14 protein-coding genes and 1 pseudogene are annotated in these 16,689 nt (G+C 60.1%); 2 read left to right on the top strand and 13 right to left on the bottom strand.

The window, feature by feature from the left end; translation table 11 throughout:
- Positions 1 to 33: 33 nt before the first annotated feature.
- Complete coding sequence (locus PSJE_RS03200) at positions 34 to 1,824, bottom strand: acyl-CoA dehydrogenase C-terminal domain-containing protein (RefSeq protein WP_090455130.1); 1,791 nt, start codon at positions 1,822 to 1,824, stop codon at positions 34 to 36.
- A gap of 82 nt (positions 1,825 to 1,906) precedes the next feature.
- Between PSJE_RS03200 and PSJE_RS03205 the strand changes: the two genes are divergently transcribed.
- Positions 1,907 to 2,824 (top strand): LysR family transcriptional regulator, encoded by a 918-nt coding sequence (locus tag PSJE_RS03205; RefSeq protein ID WP_090455129.1) that lies wholly within the window; start codon positions 1,907 to 1,909, stop codon positions 2,822 to 2,824.
- A gap of 90 nt (positions 2,825 to 2,914) precedes the next feature.
- Here the strand turns inward: PSJE_RS03205 and PSJE_RS03210 are convergent, their stop codons facing one another.
- The 8 genes and pseudogenes from PSJE_RS03210 to PSJE_RS03245 form a co-directional block, all read right to left on the bottom strand.
- Entirely contained in the window at positions 2,915 to 4,282 is a 1,368-nt protein-coding gene (locus PSJE_RS03210; RefSeq protein WP_090455128.1) for an ATP-binding protein, read from the bottom strand.
- Positions 4,279 to 4,941, bottom strand: coding sequence for a response regulator (locus PSJE_RS03215; protein WP_057714885.1), 663 nt, complete (start codon positions 4,939 to 4,941; stop codon positions 4,279 to 4,281). The genes PSJE_RS03210 and PSJE_RS03215 overlap by 4 nt, the downstream gene beginning before the upstream one ends.
- Positions 4,942 to 4,952: 11 nt before the next feature.
- On the bottom strand, positions 4,953 to 5,597 hold the full coding sequence (locus PSJE_RS03220; protein ID WP_090455127.1) for a tetratricopeptide repeat protein: 645 nt from the start codon (positions 5,595 to 5,597) through the stop codon (positions 4,953 to 4,955).
- Positions 5,594 to 6,403, bottom strand: a complete 810-nt coding sequence (locus tag PSJE_RS03225) for an SDR family oxidoreductase (protein WP_090455126.1) — start codon at positions 6,401 to 6,403, stop codon at positions 5,594 to 5,596. The genes PSJE_RS03220 and PSJE_RS03225 overlap by 4 nt, the downstream gene beginning before the upstream one ends.
- Positions 6,390 to 7,064, bottom strand: a complete 675-nt coding sequence (locus PSJE_RS03230; protein WP_090455124.1) for an iron-containing redox enzyme family protein — start codon at positions 7,062 to 7,064, stop codon at positions 6,390 to 6,392. Before PSJE_RS03230 ends, PSJE_RS03225 begins: the two co-directional genes overlap by 14 nt.
- Entirely contained in the window at positions 7,061 to 8,542 is a 1,482-nt protein-coding gene (locus tag PSJE_RS03235; protein WP_090455123.1) for an AMP-binding protein, read from the bottom strand. Before PSJE_RS03235 ends, PSJE_RS03230 begins: the two co-directional genes overlap by 4 nt.
- Entirely contained in the window at positions 8,532 to 9,209 is a 678-nt protein-coding gene (locus PSJE_RS03240; protein ID WP_090455122.1) for a thermostable hemolysin, read from the bottom strand. Before PSJE_RS03240 ends, PSJE_RS03235 begins: the two co-directional genes overlap by 11 nt.
- A 205-nt stretch (positions 9,210 to 9,414) precedes the next feature.
- A pseudogene (locus PSJE_RS03245) lies at positions 9,415 to 9,606 on the bottom strand (LysR substrate-binding domain-containing protein); the annotation flags it as partial.
- 467 nt (positions 9,607 to 10,073) lie between these two features.
- Here PSJE_RS03245 and PSJE_RS03250 point away from each other — a divergent pair.
- Positions 10,074 to 12,899 (top strand): multicopper oxidase domain-containing protein, encoded by a 2,826-nt coding sequence (locus PSJE_RS03250; protein WP_224795402.1) that lies wholly within the window; start codon positions 10,074 to 10,076, stop codon positions 12,897 to 12,899.
- A gap of 268 nt (positions 12,900 to 13,167) precedes the next feature.
- On the opposite strand, the gene PSJE_RS03260 is transcribed toward PSJE_RS03250, so the two are convergent.
- From PSJE_RS03260 to PSJE_RS03275, 4 genes are all read right to left on the bottom strand, one after another.
- On the bottom strand, positions 13,168 to 14,673 hold the full coding sequence (locus tag PSJE_RS03260; protein ID WP_090455119.1) for a multiheme c-type cytochrome: 1,506 nt from the start codon (positions 14,671 to 14,673) through the stop codon (positions 13,168 to 13,170).
- Between the two features lie 411 nt (positions 14,674 to 15,084).
- Positions 15,085 to 15,543 carry a MarR family winged helix-turn-helix transcriptional regulator gene (locus PSJE_RS03265; protein ID WP_057714893.1) on the bottom strand — a complete coding sequence of 153 codons (459 nt, stop codon included), beginning with the start codon at positions 15,541 to 15,543 and terminating at the stop codon, positions 15,085 to 15,087.
- A 127-nt stretch (positions 15,544 to 15,670) separates the two neighbouring features.
- A complete protein-coding gene (locus PSJE_RS03270; protein ID WP_057714894.1) occupies positions 15,671 to 16,123 on the bottom strand; it encodes an Ohr family peroxiredoxin in 453 nt (150 codons plus the stop codon).
- Between the two features lie 78 nt (positions 16,124 to 16,201).
- Positions 16,202 to 16,642 (bottom strand): Ohr family peroxiredoxin, encoded by a 441-nt coding sequence (locus PSJE_RS03275; RefSeq protein ID WP_090455118.1) that lies wholly within the window; start codon positions 16,640 to 16,642, stop codon positions 16,202 to 16,204.
- Positions 16,643 to 16,689 lie beyond the last annotated feature (47 nt).

The raw sequence follows: 16,689 nt of genomic DNA on the forward strand, positions 1-16,689 counted from the left end.
GGGTCTCTCGGTTACCGCCGCACTGTGCTGCCATCAAAAGGCGAAATCGGCCTCGTCCATGGCCATCAGGCAATGGGCTCCGCCCCGCAGGCTTTCGCGGTGGCCACTGGCACGGGGCAGCACCCGGCGCCAGTAGAAATCCGCCGCTTGCAGCTTGGCCCGATAGAACCCGGGTTCGTCGGTACCAGCATCCAGTGCCGCTTGGGCACGCACAGCCGCCTGCAACCACAGCCCGCCCACCAGCACGTAAGCGCTGTACGCCAGGAAGTCCACCGACATGGCGCCGATTTCCTGCACATCACGCCGACACGCCTCGACCACCTCGGTACCCAGTTCACGCCACTCGGCGAGACGCTGCTGCATTGCCTCGACCATTTGCCTCAGCGCTGCTTGCGAGCCGGCCGCGTCGACATGCACGGCCAGCTCATCGATCAAGGCGCCCAGTTCCGTTGCGCCGTCGCCCAGCACCTTGCGCCGCAGCAGATCCAGCGCCTGGATACCGTTGGTACCTTCGTATAGCTGAGTGATGCGGCTGTCACGCATCAACTGCTCCATGCCCCACTCGCGGATGTAACCGTGGCCGCCGTACAACTGAACGCCCAGGCTGGCGACTTCCTGGCCGACGTCGGTAAAGAAGGCCTTGACGATCGGAATCAGCAGCGCTGCCCGACGACTCGCCTTCTGGCGAGCCTCGGGTTGTGGGTCGCCGTGTTCGAGGTCCAGTTGCAGTGCGGTGTAGGCCGCGAGCAAGCGGCAGCCTTCGCTCAAGGTTTTTTGCGTCAGCAGCATGCGCCGAACATCGGGGTGCACGATGATCGGGTCGGCGCTCTTGTCCGGCGCCACCGGGCCGCTGATGGCCCGCGATTGCAGGCGCTCACGGGCATAAGCGAGGCCACCCTGGAAGGCGGCCTCGGCGATGCCCAGTCCCTGCAAGCCAACCTGGAAGCGTGCATCGTTCATCATGGTGAACATACAGGCCAGCCCCTGATTCGCTTCACCGATCAACCAGCCTTGTGCGCCGTCGAAGTTCATCACGCAGGTGGACGCGCCCTTGATGCCCATCTTGTGTTCCAGTGCGCCACAGCTCAGCGAATTGCGCGGCCCCGGAGTTCCATCGGCAGCGGCAATGAACTTGGGAACCAGGAACAGGCTGATGCCCTTCACCCCGGCCGGTGCATCCGGCAAACGGGCAAGGACCAGATGAACGATGTTGGCGGTCAGGTCCTGCTCGCCACCACTGATGAAAATCTTGCTGCCGCTGACCTGATAGCTGCCGTCGGCTTGAGGTTGGGCACGGGTTCGCAGCAGGGCAAGGTCGGTACCGGCCTGGGGCTCGGTGAGGCACATGGTACCGGACCATTCACCGCTGACCATTTTCTCCAGGTAAGCCTGCTTCAGCACCTCGCTGCCATGGCGATGCAGAGCCAGTACCGCGCCTTCGGTGAGGCCGGAATAAATGCGAAACGACAATGAGGCGGCCATCAGCATTTCGTGGAAGCTGGCCGAAATCAGCTGCGGGAAACCCTGGCCGGCGAACTCCAGCGGTCCGGTCATGCTCGCCCAGCCGTTATCAACGTACTGCCGGTAGGCGTCGCGAAATCCCTGGGGCGTTGTGACGTGGCCGTCGATCAACTGACAGCCCTGCTCGTCACTGTTGCGGTTCAGCGGCGCGACCACTTCGGCGGCGAAGCGGGCGGCTTCTTCGAGGACGCCGTCGATGGTTTCCCGGTCCAGCCCATTGTTCAACCGCGCGCAATGGCCGCTGACATCGAACACTTCGTGCAGCACAAAACGCATGTCGCGCAGGGGAGCTTGATACTTCATGTCGACCTCATGGGTTGGCGCAGCGGAAAAGATTGCCGTCACCCTAAGCAGGCGCCTACTATTTTTGAAATTTCATTTTCATATGCCTGGTATTTGTAATTTGAATTTAAAAAGCTTCGATCTGAATTTGCTCCGCGTCCTCGATATGCTGCTGCGCGAACAGAACGTGTCGCGAGCGGCCGAGCGCCTGGCCCTCAGCCAGCCCACCGTCAGCAACGCCCTCGCCCGCCTGCGTTCACTGTTCGACGACCCCTTGCTGGTGCGGGTTGGCCGCCACATGCAACCCACCTCCCGGGCGCTGGCGCTTGAGGGGCCGATTCGCGCGGCCTTGCAACAGATCGAACAGACACTCAATGCCGGGGAAACCTTCGACCCACGCCTGAGCCAGCAGCAGGTGCGCATCGCCCTGACCGACTTTGTCGAGCAGCTGTGCATGCCGCCCTTGCTGGCACGCCTGGGAGAGCTGGCGCCAAACCTGCGTATCGACGTTGCTCACCTGGCCCCCAGCCTTCCTGCCGAGCTGCTGGATCGGGGTGAACTGGACATGGTTCTGGGACGCTTCGAAGAAGTGCCGGCGCGTTTCACCCGCCGGGCCTGGCACAGCGAAACCCTGCGGCTGGCCGTGCGCAAGCAGCATCCGCTAGCACACGACACACTCACACTGGATGACTTTCTGGGGCTGCGCCATCTCTGGGTGAGTGGCGGCCAGTCGCGGGGCATGGTCGACCAATGGCTGGGCAAGCAAGGCCTGTCGCGCAAAATCGTCTACACCACGCCCAACTACCTGCAGGCGGCGCACCTGGTCGCCCATTCGGACTTGAGCGTCGTCCTGCCGACCCAATTGGCCAATCAATTCGCGCAGTTGCTACCGCTACAGGTGTTCGAACTGCCCTTCGACGTCGGCTCGTTCCACCTCGAACTGGTGTATCTGGCGCAACGCCAACATGAGCCGGCGCTGGCGTGGCTGATCGAGCAAATCCTGGCGGTGCGGCCGGCTTGAACGGACGCCCGGTATGACGCTTGCCTGAGCCAACGCCAGGGGTTTGCCGAAGTGATTTTTCGGTTGCGCCAGACAACACCAGGAACAACGTCAAGAGCGACGAATTTCTAACGTGGCGCGTAACCCTCCAGGGCTGCGGTTCTCCAGTTTGATCTGCCCGCCAAAGCGATCGGCAATGGCCTTGACGATAGTCAGCCCCAACCCTGCACCCTGATGATTTCCGCTGCTGTAGAAACGCTCGAAAAGCCGTTCACGATCCTGCTCATTGATGCCCGGCCCCTCATCTTCGACAGTCAGTTCGTAGCTATTTTCCTTTTCGACGAGCCTGACGGTGATCACTCCGTGCCGGGGAGAGAAATTCGCCGCATTGGTCACCAGGTTGTTCAAGGCAATATCGATCGCAGCGGGGTCGACTCTGGCAAGACTGATGTCGTCCCTGACATCAAAAACCAGCTCGAGCCCCTTGCTCAGTAGCCAGGGCGTCAACTGAACCAGGCTATCGCGAACGGTGCTGGCCAGATCAATAGGCACAGGCGCTTTAGTCCCTGCTGTAGGCTCTATACGAGCCATCGTCAGCAATTGGTTAACCAGTCGGCTGGTACGGTCCACGCCGGCAATCAAGAATTCGAGCGATGCGCGACGATCCGCTTCACTCCCCGCCGCCATCAGGTTTTCAGCGTGGATCCTGAGCACGGCCAGTGGTGTACGCATTTCGTGGGCGGCGTCGGCGATAAAGCGTCGCTCGCGCCCCATGACGTCCTGAATTTGCGCGAGCATACGATTGAGGGCGGCCTGCATGGGCTCAAGCTCAGTGGGTAGCGGCGTCAATTGCAAGGGTTCGAGTGAACCGGGATGCCGGGCCCGCAGCGTTGCAGCCATATTGACCAGTGGCTTGAGTCCCCAGCCGATGGCCAGCCAGATCATGGCGGCCAGCAACAAGCTCCCCAGGATATTGGGCCACAGTGTGTGGCGTACGATGCGGTCCACCAAGTCCATTCGCACGTCTTCCCGTTCGCCCACCCAGATGCGCAGGTTGTTCTGCTTGTCTACAAGCAGGAAGGCACGCCAATGCCGGTTGTTCAGGTCGACTACATCGCTGAAACCTGGTGTGACCGCGGGTGTGCTGAAGGACGGAGAACTGGCCGTATGTACCAGCACTTCGTTCCTGGCGTTCCAGACCTGAAACGCAATTTTCGTTTCATACGGATGCCCCTCGCCCCCGGGCGTCGCCTCGTTCAGGGCCTGGTTGAAAGCCTTGTACAGATCCGCGTGTTCCTTGCTCACCATGGGCATACGCATGACGCCTTGTAGCAGGCGAGCGTTCTGGGCCAGATGGGCATCATAGACTTCGGCGATTTCGTGGTTGCTGTCGTGCAGATTCAACACACTGATCACGGCCAGGCCAGCGAGCATCAGGCCGATGATCAGGACCAGGGTCCGACGCCGGATAGAGCTCATCGACGCTCCTCCACCAAGTAGCCGATACCACGGACGGTGCGGATCAGATCGGTGGAGAACTTCTTGCGCAGGTGATGGATGTGCACTTCCAGGGTGTTGCTTTCGGCCTCCTCGTTCCAGCCGTACAGCAACTGCATCAGATGATCGCGAGTCATTACCCGACCCGGTGGCGAGAGCAGTTCGTGGAGCAACTGGTATTCCTTAGGTGTCAGGGCTACTGGCTCGCCTTTGTAGCTGACTTGCTGGGTGCCGGGGTTCAGGCTGATACCTGCGTGCTCGATCAGCGATTGTCCACGCCCGGCACTGCGACGAAGCAACGCACGTATGCGCGCCTTCAATTCTGCCAGGTCGAAAGGCTTGATCAGGTAGTCATCGGCGCCGGCATCCAGACCGGCGATACGGTCTTCGGTGGCATCGCGCGCGGTCAGGATCAACACCGGCAGATTGGAACCGCTGTCACGCAAGCGCCTGAGCACTTCGAGACCGTCCATGCGTGGCAGGCCAAGGTCGAGCACCGCCAGATCGAAGATTTCACTGCGCAGCGAGTGCAAGGCGCTGTTGCCGTCCTGCAACCAGTCGACGGTATAACCTTCCCGGCTGAGGGCCTGATGAATACCCTCGCCGAGCGCCACGTCATCCTCTATGAGTAATAAGCGCACAGGGTCTCCTGTCAGCCGAGTTTCTTGTTCACATCCACCAACAGCGTCTCGATCTCCTTGCGGCGCCCGACGTCAGCGCTCTCGCGGCCAGGTCGAGGCGCAGCCTGCAAGGCTTTTTGCAGCGCTGCCCTGGCTTCAACATAACGCTTCTGACGGTAGAGGTGATCGCCCCAGAAGTACAGGCTGTCGATGCCGTTGGGGTTCATTTGCAATGCCAGCTTGAGCAACTGTTCGGCCTTGTCCGAATCGCCGAAACCGATGGGCCAGCCCGGTACGCGGTCATAGAGGGCCCCCAGACTGGTATAGGCTGAGCCTTGCAGGGCCTTGGGGTCCAGGGTCAAGGCTGTTTCCAGATCGGCTTTCGCATCCTTGACCTTGCTCAGCGCACCCAGCCCACCCTGTGCGCCCGCCCAGCTACTGGTGACGATGCCAGACCAGATCCAGGCCTCAGCCACCGTTTGGCGCTCCTGCTTGAAACTCGAAGCCTGAGCGGCCAGCTTTTCAAAAGCCGCGGTCCGTTGCCCCTCGGGCAACTCGTATTGAATGTGCGCCCAGCTTTGCTGGATACCGTTGAGGCGTTGCTGGTCGGCGGGGTCCAGCGCCCAGACGCTCTGGCTCATTGCGCCAAGCAGTAGGCAAGCGATGATCTTTCTCATGGTTTGACATTCTCCTGGTCGGGTTTCTGGCTCAGGCGGCGGATCAGGGGCAATTGTTTGCGCAACCCACGGTCCACCAGATGGGGCAAAAAGCTGTTCAGGCGTACAAAAAAACGTTCGGGCCAGCCCAGGTACAAGTCGCGACGGTCACCGGCAATGGCGTGAATCACTGAGGCCGCCACGGCTTGCGGATCGTCGACATTGGTCTTGAGCGCATCGTTCAGCGCCTGGGCCGCCGGGCTGTTCATGCTGGTACGGGTCGCTCGCGGGGCGACGTAAAGCACACTGACCCGAGTGTCGGCCAGCTCCCGGCGCAGGGCCTCAGAGAACCCGCGCAGGGCAAACTTGGTGGCGCAGTAACTGGCGTAGCCGGGGTACCCGATGGAGCCATAGGTCGAACCGACGTTTACCACCATGGCACTGGCGGCTTGCTTTAGCTGCGGCAACAAAAGTTTTGTCAGGCACATGGGCGCACTGATGTTCACCGCGAGCATCGAATTGATCTCGCTGTCGTCCAGCTGTTCGAGCATGGCGAAATGATTGACCCCGGCGGCATTGATCAGCAGGTTGATGCCACCGGTGCCCTGGGCCTGCGCCAACACCTGACGGCGGTCGGAGAGCAACGTCAGGTCCGCACGGACCCAACTCAGGTTACCGGGATAACGCTCAAGCAGCGGCACCAACGGTTCCCGATGCCGAGCCACGGCCAGCACCTGGGCACCACTGGCGCACAGTGCGGTGGCAATGGCCAGGCCGATGCCGCCGCTGGCACCGGTCAACACGACGCGAGCTTCAGACAGGCGCATGCAGATTCTCCCCGTTACGCGGCAAGCCACGAAACATATCGGTGTAGAGCCGGTACACCACTTTGGAGGCGTGAATGACGGCGGCCTGGTCGCCCGGGTCATCCAGACGGTTCATCAGTCGACGGTAGGTCTGCATATGTTCGATATCCAGTGAGCCGTGGGAACTGAGGTAGCTGAAGGCGCTTTCCGGCAAGTCCAGGCGCCGGCGAATGCTGCCGGCGGCGTGTGTGGCCAAGGCGATGCTCGTGCCTTCAAGTACGTTGACCATGCCGAACAGTCCCACCGGATTGTCCCTGGCAATCAGGTCGTAGAGGAAGCTGACCATCAATTCGATCGGCAATGACGGGCGTCCGTCCCGTACAGCGGCTCTGTCACCGCCGCAGGCTTCAATATCATTGAGTACCCATTGTTCGTGGCCGTATTCGTCCTCGATGTATTCACATACCGCTTCGCGCAGCCATTCCAGACGTGATGCCAACCGCGCACCACAGGCCATCATCAACGGCACGGTATGGCGCACGTGGTAATAGGCCTGAGCCAGAAAGGCCCGGTAACTTTCCAGGCTGACGTCGCCCTCCAGCGCATCACGGATGATCGGCAGGTTGAACAACTCAATGCGTTCTTGCTCAGTGGCTTTTTGCAACGTGTCAAAAAAACTCATGGTGCGGATTCCTCGGAAAATGCAGATTCGCTCAATTGCCCCCGGTAGCGTTCGACGATGGCGTCACGGCGGGGCCGGCCATTGGCGGTGAGCAAGCCGTTGGTGGCAGTGAAGGGTTGGTCGAGCCGGCTCCAGTGGTGGACCTGGGCGTACTCGGGCAAAGCCTCGTTGGCCTGGGCCACGGCGGCGGCCAGTTGTTCGTCGGTGCAGTCCGGGCGATGGGGCCAGAGCAGCGCATGGTTGTGAGGCATGGCCTCGCCATAGACGAAGGCCTGGGCGACAGGCCCGCGCTGGGTCAATTCGGCTTCCACCCACTCGGGGTTTACGTTGCGCCCGAAACTGGTAACGAACTGATGTTTCTTGCGTCCCTTGAGGTAAAGAAAACCCTCGGCGTCGAACTCGCCGAGATCGCCGCTGGGCCACCACTGGGCGGTGTGCGGTGCCTCTCCCAGATAGCCCAGCAAGGTTGAACCCTTGATCAGCACTTCGCCGTCCTCCGCCAGGCGAATCTCCACATGGGGCAATGGCCGTCCGACACTGCCGGGGCGCCGTGCTTGTGGGCGATTGAGGCACACGACCGACGCGCATTCCGACAGCCCATAACCTTCATGGACGGGGATGCGCACGCGTTGAGCGCGATGCAGTAAATCTTCGCTGACCCGGGCGCCGCCCACGGCGGCAAAACGCAGGTGCTGTGGGTCGAAAGCCTTTTGCTCGGCAGCGTTGACCAGCATCAGCAACAACTGCGGTACCAGAACCAGACTCTGGGGCGATCGGCTGGCCAGGCAACTCAACAATGTCGGCACATCCACACCGCTGGCGCCTTCAATTCCCAGGGTTTTCGGGCCGGGCAGGCTCAAGGTGGCGCCGGCATACAGTGCAGCGTAACAACCGATGTTCTCCAACAAAATGGCCAGCGGCAGCAGCGCCAAGTGGTGTTGCGGATCGGTGGGTTTGCTGGCCAGGTGCAGCTCATGAGCGACCCGCAGAATGCTGTCGGCACTCAAGCACACGCCCTTGGGTGTGCCTGTGGTGCCCGAGGTGAAGGTCAACTTGGCAGTGCCTTCAAGCATCCGGTTCGGGCCATTGAACGTGCGGTGCCAGAACTCGCCGCACTTCTGATACCCGGTCGCCAGCAGTTCGTCGTGCAATTGCGGCTCGGCAATGACGAGCTCGGCCTGGCTTTGCTCCAGGCAATGCCTGCGTTGCGCCGGACTGAAAAAAGGCGGCAAGGCTACACAGGTCAAACCCTCGAACAACGCGGCCAGGTCCCAAAGCAGAGCTTCGACGCCATTGTCCAGCGCCAGGGCGACCACCCTGACCCGTTCATCGCGCAGGCGCTGCTGACGAAAAATGACCTCGGCATACAGCGTGGCGTAGTCCAGCTTCAGATGATCGCCCCACAACGCAATGGCGTTGGTTTTTTGCTCAGCATGATTACGCAGGGTCTGTTTGAAGCGCTCCATTTCAGGCGACATGGCAGGCCCCTTCAATAGAGGTCGGCAAGCCCAGGCGACTGAACAGGCCAATGTTGCGCAAATGAATGAAACCGGAGCGAACATTGCCGAAATGAACCCACGGTTTGCTTTCGTAGTAACTGCCCCATGCGTGGCGGTCATCGCCCAGACGCGCCGGGTCGGCAGCACACAGGGTCACGGGCTTCAAGCCAAGGCGGTGAAAGCTATTGACCAGCCCCAGGTTCCCGGTGAAGGCAACCCATTCCAGCCCCCCCATGGCCAGCAGGTAGGTCATCGCGATGATGCTCATCCGTGCGCTGCCGGTGTCGCTGGCAGCCAGATTGCCTACCTCTACGATGGCTGAGCGACTTACGGTCTGGTCGGCCGCGGCACTGATCAGCGGATCGATCGCATCGTCCAGGTAACCTTCCAGGAACAGCGGTCCGCTGCGCGCCAGACGCACGCCAATCACCGCGCAAAGCGCGCCGGACGCCTCGCTCATGCCAAACAGCTCCGGCATGAAGTGGCGAATATCGGCACCGTGGGCCTTACGAAAGCGTTGCTGGATAAAGGCTTCGAAGGCGCTTCGTTGCGGGGCGTCCGGCAAGGCCCTGACGAGATACATCTGCTGCGCTTCGGTCAGGCCAAAGTGCAGCGGCAACTGAACGTTCCAGTTGAAATCGGACATTGAAAACATCTCCCCCGGATCAATTGGGGAGAAGTATCAAAGGCATTTCTTAACGAAGTCTGAAGGTGAAAAAACGATTGTCGCCTTGGTGACAGTCCGTAATGACATGCCATGGCCTGCTTCAGGAACGGACTTAGGCCAACAAATACGGGGGTTTAACCGGAGCCCCCGACTGTCTCTCCACAGTTACTCATGGCACGGACGCTTATGCGCCCTCCAGTTGATCGCGCAAAAACTCGATGAAGCGCTGGGTTTTCGCCGGCAACAGGCGCGTCTCGGTCAGCGCATACACTGAAACTGAAGTGGCGTGCCATTGAGGCAAGACCTTAAGCAGCTTTCCATTGATCAGGTCTTGCTCAGCGATGCCCTCGGGCAGCAAAACGATACCCAGGTCCAGTGGTCAGTATCCCTGCCCTCACGCACTAGTCACTTCGGCCAACAGCGGGCACCGATGAAGTCGGGACGAATGAAAGCAACCGGTCATCGATACATTCAGAAAACAGCCACTTCTCCTGGCCCAGACACCCCGCACAATCGCACCCTTTATTGGGGGATATTCCCCGTCATCGGGGTATTCATCCTGGCTGCTCATACGCCAGTTTGAAGCCCGCGGACAAGGGGGGCGTGGCGTAGAGCCATTAGTCACCTCCTGTCACTTTCGGCGGGAAATTTGCATCGTTCCCATCCCGGCTCGAAATCAAACATTTCGCCAGCCGGGCCAGGAGCCGTGGCTCGTTGCTCATCTATTGCCACGCTCCGAGGAACCCGTCAGAGGTGTTTGCGATGAAACTGGATACCGGAAGGTTGAATCCTAGTCTTTTGTCCAAAACCAGGCTGGCGCTGAGTATCTCTGCTGCCGCGATCATGTTGGGGCTGGGCTTGTCCCAGACCCAGGCAGTCCCCCTCGACAACACCGATCCCCCGCCTCCTACCGACCCATCGGCGTTCACCAATCCGCCCGCCGACCCCAATGCCGCATTGAGGGACTTGCTCAAGCAGCCTCCCGCAAACGTCGGCGCCTTCGACTTACCCAATGGTGTGGCCGGTAACCGCCAGACCCCCTTGGTCGACAATGTGCTGCCACCCGATCTGCAACCCAGCTTCAATATCCCCACTAACGGTAATGCCAGCCCGGTGTTCGGGGTTCAACCGTTCACACAGAAGCTCGAGCTTTTCGAGGAGTTCGGCTCGAACAAACTGGATGCGGCCGACCCTCCATCACCTGTTCCGTTTCCGGTTCCGACGCTGGGCCCCGCACCGGCGCAGGATCCCTTGAAGGTGGCGCGTAGCGGCCCGTCGCCGGCTGCGCTGGATGCCTTTCTCAGGCAGCCAGCTTTGACGCCCTTCCCGACAGAGTTCTCCAATGTACTGGACCGCAACCCGTGGAAGGCGCAGATCGAGGATTTCCTCAATCGCCGAGTCGATTCGCCCGCAGAAGGCCGGCCACCGGGAAAAGGTTGGTCGCACCAGCGTTTCAATGAGTTTTTCCCGCGCAACGCCTTCAAGACTGTGCAAGCAGGCGCGCACGTCAACAGCGGCTTGCGTGATCGTATGCAGCGGCATAACTACGCCGTGGGGGAATTTGCGCCAGGCGGGCTCTATCACAACACCAGCGGCAACCCGGCCAACGAGGGCACAACCAAGGGCATACAAGTGCAATTTCACGACAACTTCCCTGTCCAGGACCATAATGCGCTGTGGACATTCGACGGCACCTTTCCGCCCAAACTGCTGCAAGTACGCTATGGCCAGGCGATGCTGATGCGTCATTACGATGCCTTGCCCATTGACCCATCGGCCAACCGGGGCTTTGGCCTGCACACCATCTCCACCCACGAGCATAACGGCCACTCGCCCGCGGAAAGCGATGGCTTTGCCAACGCGTTCTTCTTCCCGGGCCAGTACTACGACTACCGCTGGCCGATCCAGTTGGCCGGTTACGACAGCATCAATACCAGCGCTCAGGATCCGCGTGCGGCGTTCCCGTGCGACCCCGGTGAAAAGCTTTTCGTCAACGACGCCAACCCCGGCTTCAAGACCTGCGACCGCGGCACCATCAAGATCCGTGGCGACTGGCGCGAAACCATGAGCACCCACTGGTTCCACGACCACATGCTCGATTTCACCGCGCAGAATGTCTACAAGGGCAACGCCACGATGATGAACTACTACAGCGCCGTGGATCGTGGCAACGAGTCGGTCGACGACGGGGTCAACCTGCGCCTGCCCAGCGGTTCGGGGCTGGGGTGGGGTAACCGCGACTATGACGTCAACCTGACGATCGCCGACAAGGCCTGGGACAAGGCCGGCCAGTTGTGGTTCAACCCCTTCAATACCGACGGTTTTCTCGGTGATCAGGTCCTGACCAACTGGGAGTACAAGCCCTTCCTGGACGTGCGTGCCCGCCGCTACCGTTTGCGCATTCTCAACGGATCGGTTTCTCGCTACTTCAAGCTGGCGTTGGTGCGTCAGGTCAATGGTAATGGTGGCGAGTTTCCTGGCCCGAAAAGCTCCGGGGTTTCATACAACCGGGTGCCGTTCCACATGATTGCCAACGACGGCAATATCATGGAGCACGCAGTGCCGTTCGATGGCAGCCTGGACCTCGATGGCGACGGCGACACACAGGACCACAATGCCATTTTGCCGATACAGGGCATTGCCGAACGCTATGACATCGTCGTCGACTTCGCGAAAAACGGCATCAAGCCGGGCGACAGGATTTTCTTCGTCAACATCGAGGAGCATGAAAACGGCAAGCGTCCCGAACGTGACATTCCATTGGCGGATGTACTCTCCGGGAAGTACCTGCCCGTTGTCAGGCAAACCAGCCACGGGCCACAGTGGGTCAACGGTGACCCGGGCGTGGGCGTGTTCATGCAACTGAACGTCCAGCCTTACACCGGCCAGGATGTCAGCATGAATCCGGTCGACTTCGAGCCCGCCAAGCCTGGCAAGCCCGAGGGCAAGTTCATGATCCCCCTGCCCTTGCACCGTGATGACCCTGCCGATATCGCCCGGCTTGCCCAGGCGCGGCACCGCACCTTTATCTTTGGCCGCTCCAACGGCACGGATTTCAAGCCCTGGACGATCAAGACCGATGGCGGCGAAGGCTTCAACATGGACCCGCGCCGGATTTCAGCCGCGCCACAACTGGCCACTGGCCCGACACCGGCATGGTTCAAGGGTGAAGGCACGCTGGAAATCTGGAAGATCGAGAACGGCGGCAATGGCTGGAGTCACCCGGTGCATGTGCACTTCGAGGAAGGGATCATTCTCACTCGAGGTGGCAAGACACCACCCGAATGGGAAAAAGGGGCGCGCAAAGATATCTACAATATAGGCCGTCATCCTGAGAGCCTCGACAATGTCGAAATGGCCATCCGCATCCGTGAGTTTGCCGGTACCTACATGGAGCACTGCCACAACACACAGCATGAGGACACGTCGATGCTGCTGCGCTGGGACTCTGAGCACCCGGGCCAGTTCCAATTGATGCCCACTCCATTGCCAAGCTGGGACGGCGTGAGATTCGTGGCCTCGGTTGCGTTACCGACATTCCGTACGGGAGATGGTGTGGGACCACAGGTCGAGGTCGACAATAACCAGGAAGATAGCAGTGGCAGTGGCAGTGGCAGCGGTAGCGGTAGCGGTAGTAGCGGCAGCGGTGTTAGCGGAGGCAAAGGCTAGCGGCGTCTCTGCTCAACTATCTGAGCAATGCGGTGAAGTTGACCGAGCGTGGGCACATCCTGGTTGAGGTGTGCCTGCGCCAGGCCGGCTTGAAAGTCGACGGTGCGGACATGGTTGGCAGACTTCGACGGGGACTGGGCCACCACAGTCTGCATGTTGATTTGCTGCGCAGTTACCAGCCCCACAAGACCCATTTGCTATAGCGCGAGTTACTGGATGCAGTGGCTGTCCGTGACGCGTTACCTGTTCGACGATGGTAATGACATGTTCATTCTTTGTAGTAAGCGCTAGCGTCGTCGAGTTTCAACTTCGCGGGTATCGCCCGCTTCGCCGTATCGGATCCGGTCGACAGGGGTACGCTCTGCGTGACATTGGCCATCCGGGTGATTTCCACCTGCAGCTTATCCTTGCCGAGCAGATAGTCGGCCAGCTTCTGGGAAAACGGCCAGTAGTTCAGATCGGCTGTCAGGGTCAGCGGTCCGACAGCGTCGGCCGGCACCAGGAAGGAGAACTCCCCGATATTGTAGCCCTTGGGCAGAATGCGATTGTCCGAGAGTATCTGCGTGGCATTCCAGACCTCGACGTCCAACGGATTGCCGTTCTTGTCGCCTATGTGCACTTTGAAATTTCGCGTGTTGACTTCGGTCTTGCCGTCCTTGATCGAACCCAGGCGATAGAGCTCGCGACCACTGGCATCCTGCACCCGAAAATCGATCCACATCTCCCGCCCCTCCGGAAAACCGGTTGGCAGCTTGTGCCCGGCGCCGACGTTGGTCACTTTGACGGCTACCGAGGCGTATTGTCCGGGAATGATGGCGGCCGGCAGTTGCTGGAACGTTATTTGCGCCGCGCGCGCGAGCATGTCGCGTGCGCGTTGCGCGCCCTCCTCCTGACCAAGATGCTTGAGCATCGTCGCGTTGGCTCCGCTGAACCAATGCGAGGCCACCTCCTTACGGTCTGGCCCCATGATCGCGGCCTTGCCCGCAAAGCCCGGCATGTGGCAACTCTGGCAGGTCACATTGTTAAGGCTGTAGGTGCTCTCCTGCCATTCGTCATAAGTGCGCTCCACCGCCACGCTGCTGAACGGGTGCGTGACGTTGTGGCAGGTGCCGCAAAAGTCCGAGCGCGTGTGCAGAGCGGAATACACGGTGTCGTGATAAGGCGAAACGGCATCCTTGCGCGGGCCGAACTTGGTCGGTTTGCCGTGCGCTCGCGGGCTCAGAACATAGGCGCCGTTATCGAGGCCCGTGCGGGCACTGATGTTGTGGCAGGTCTCGCAATCGACCCCGGGCATCGGATGATTCTTCGCACTGTCTTCAATCGAGGAGCGGTTGACTTGCGAAGTGATCTGCCCGGTGGTGAGACCGATCGGGGTATGGCAGCCGGTGCAGAAGTTATCGACCTTGCCCTCGGTGGCCGCGCTCGCACGCTTGAGCAAGGCCCGATAGATGGGCTCATCCCAGGCCTGGGACATCATCGACGAGCGCCACTGCCTGTAGATCTCCGTATGGCAAGCGCCACAGACCTGGGCATTGTCGAAGTCCTTCACATTCAAGACCAGGTTGCCGGTGGTATTGGCCCGATGCGGAAAGAACGGCATCGCGCCAATCACATGCATGAGCCTGGAGCGTGCCGGCTCCAGCCACTTCTCATTGTTTTGATTGTCATCGCCCTGAAGTTCGTCAGCCGCCACCAGCGTTACCGTCAGCAGGCAGGTTAGAAAGCACAACCGGTGCAGTGCTACCTGCGCACACGTATGTCTGGAGTGGCTCATAAGCATTTCCCCTGGACGGTTGCAGAGGATGACTGCAGTACTTCTATTGAGTAAGCCCGGTATTGAGAAGCCAGGGCTACTTCGTGATGCAAACCGATGGCTACAGGCAATCACTCAATGGAGTACTGACAGCTCCACAGCATCCCGGCCCTGCACCTTGCATGAACGGGACAAGCTCACTCAGCAATTACTCTGCCAGCGTTGTATTAAATAGGCGTGGTGACCTGAAAGATCCGCAAACATTGGCCAGCGATTGAAGTAACCGGTTAATGAACATGCGAATACCGCTGAGCAAAAGCCCCCATTAGTGGGGGGCTCACTCCGAATCGGGGGGTGTCAGACGGGAGGGCCAGGGTTTCTCTGCGGGGTGCGCCTCGCAAATCCGGGGCCACTCACTTTACTCGATACGACTTACTCTCTGTCCTTGGTCGACCGAATGAGATTGCCCCGTAACTTCACAATGGCCTTCTGCATCTGCACGAAGTCGTCGGGATCAAGACCGGTTTGCGGGAAGCCGTCTTCGGTGAGACCTTCGCGCAGTTTTCGCCCCTCTTTGGTCAGACTGATCCGCACCTGGCGTTCGTCTTCCGGGTCGCGCTGGCGCATTAAATAACCCATCGCTTCCAACTTCTTCAGAATCGGCGTGAGGGTATTGGATTCGAGAAACAGCTTTTCGCCGAGGCTGCCAACGGTCTGGTTGTCTTCCTCCCACAGCGCAACGAGGGTGATGTATTGCGTATAGGTCAGGCCGAGCCGCTCGAGCATCGGCTTGTAGGCCTTGCCGAAGGCCAGGTTGGTGGAATAGACCGCAAAACACAGGAAGTCGGTGAGTTTGAGATCCAGGGCGGATGTCTTGTCGGTGTTTTTCATGGGCGTTCTCCTGGCTCAATCTTGCGAGACCGAAACTATACGTCGTACGCGATGGTATCGGAAGTGCGTATAAACGCCGACGGCCAGCTCACCGGAGAAATCCCCGGTGAGCTGGCCGTGCAGTGGGTTATGCCGTCAGGACGTTGATGTCGACATCAATGTTGCCGCGTGTGGCCTTGGAGTAAGGGCAGATTGCATCGGCGTTGTGGGCCAACTCGGTCGCCACCCCCTGGTCCAGCCCCGGCACCCGCAAGGTCAGTCGGGCCTGGAGGAAGTAAGCCGCGCCGGTCTGGCCCAGGTCCACTTCAATGTCGACGGCGGTGTCGGTCGGCAGTGTCACCTTCATCTGTTGGGCGGCCAGCCCCACCGCTGCGATGTAGCAGGCCGACCAGGCTCCGGCGAACAGTTGCTCGGCTTTCGGGTGCGGCTGGACGGCGGTGAGCACGTGTGCCGGTGTATCGCTGCCGGGGGACGACAGCACGATATCGAGGTTGCCGTTGTGACCGCGCGAGGTGTTGCCCGCGCTGTTATGAGTGGTGTGGGTTTTGCCGCTGGCCAGTACTTTTTCGATCTTGCTCATGATGATTCCCTCAGGATTACAGTGAGTTATGTTCGTGCACGCTTTTATCGCATGCGATATTAGTGACGCATCCAGGCATCACGCCGTAATAACGTTCAGGGCAACGTCGATATTGCCGCGTGTGGCTTTGGAGTAAGGGCAGATGGAATCGGCAATGTGCGCCAGTTCGGTCGCGACATTCTGTGCCAGCCCTGGCACTCGCAGGGTCAGTCGGGCCTGAAGGAAATAGGCCAGACCAGTCTGGCCCAGGTCCACTTCGATGTCGACGGCCATATCCGCCGGCAACACGATATTGCGCTCCTGGGCCACCAGCCCCACTGCCGCGGTGTAGCAGGCAGACCAGGCACCGGCAAACAGTTGCTCGGCTTTCGGGTGCGGCTGTGTAGCGGTAAAGACGTGGGCCGGCTGGGCGGAACCCGGTGACGACAGTTCGATATCGAGGTTGCCGTTGTGACCGCCGACACCGCTGTGGGTGGTGTGGGTTTTGCCGGTTGCCAGTACTTTTTCGATCTTGCTCATGGGGACTTCCTCAGGATTTGATCTTTCGTGCGATTGTATCGCATGCG

This window comes from Pseudomonas jessenii (assembly GCF_002236115.1).
Taxonomy (GTDB): Bacteria; Pseudomonadota; Gammaproteobacteria; order Pseudomonadales; family Pseudomonadaceae; genus Aquipseudomonas; species Aquipseudomonas jessenii.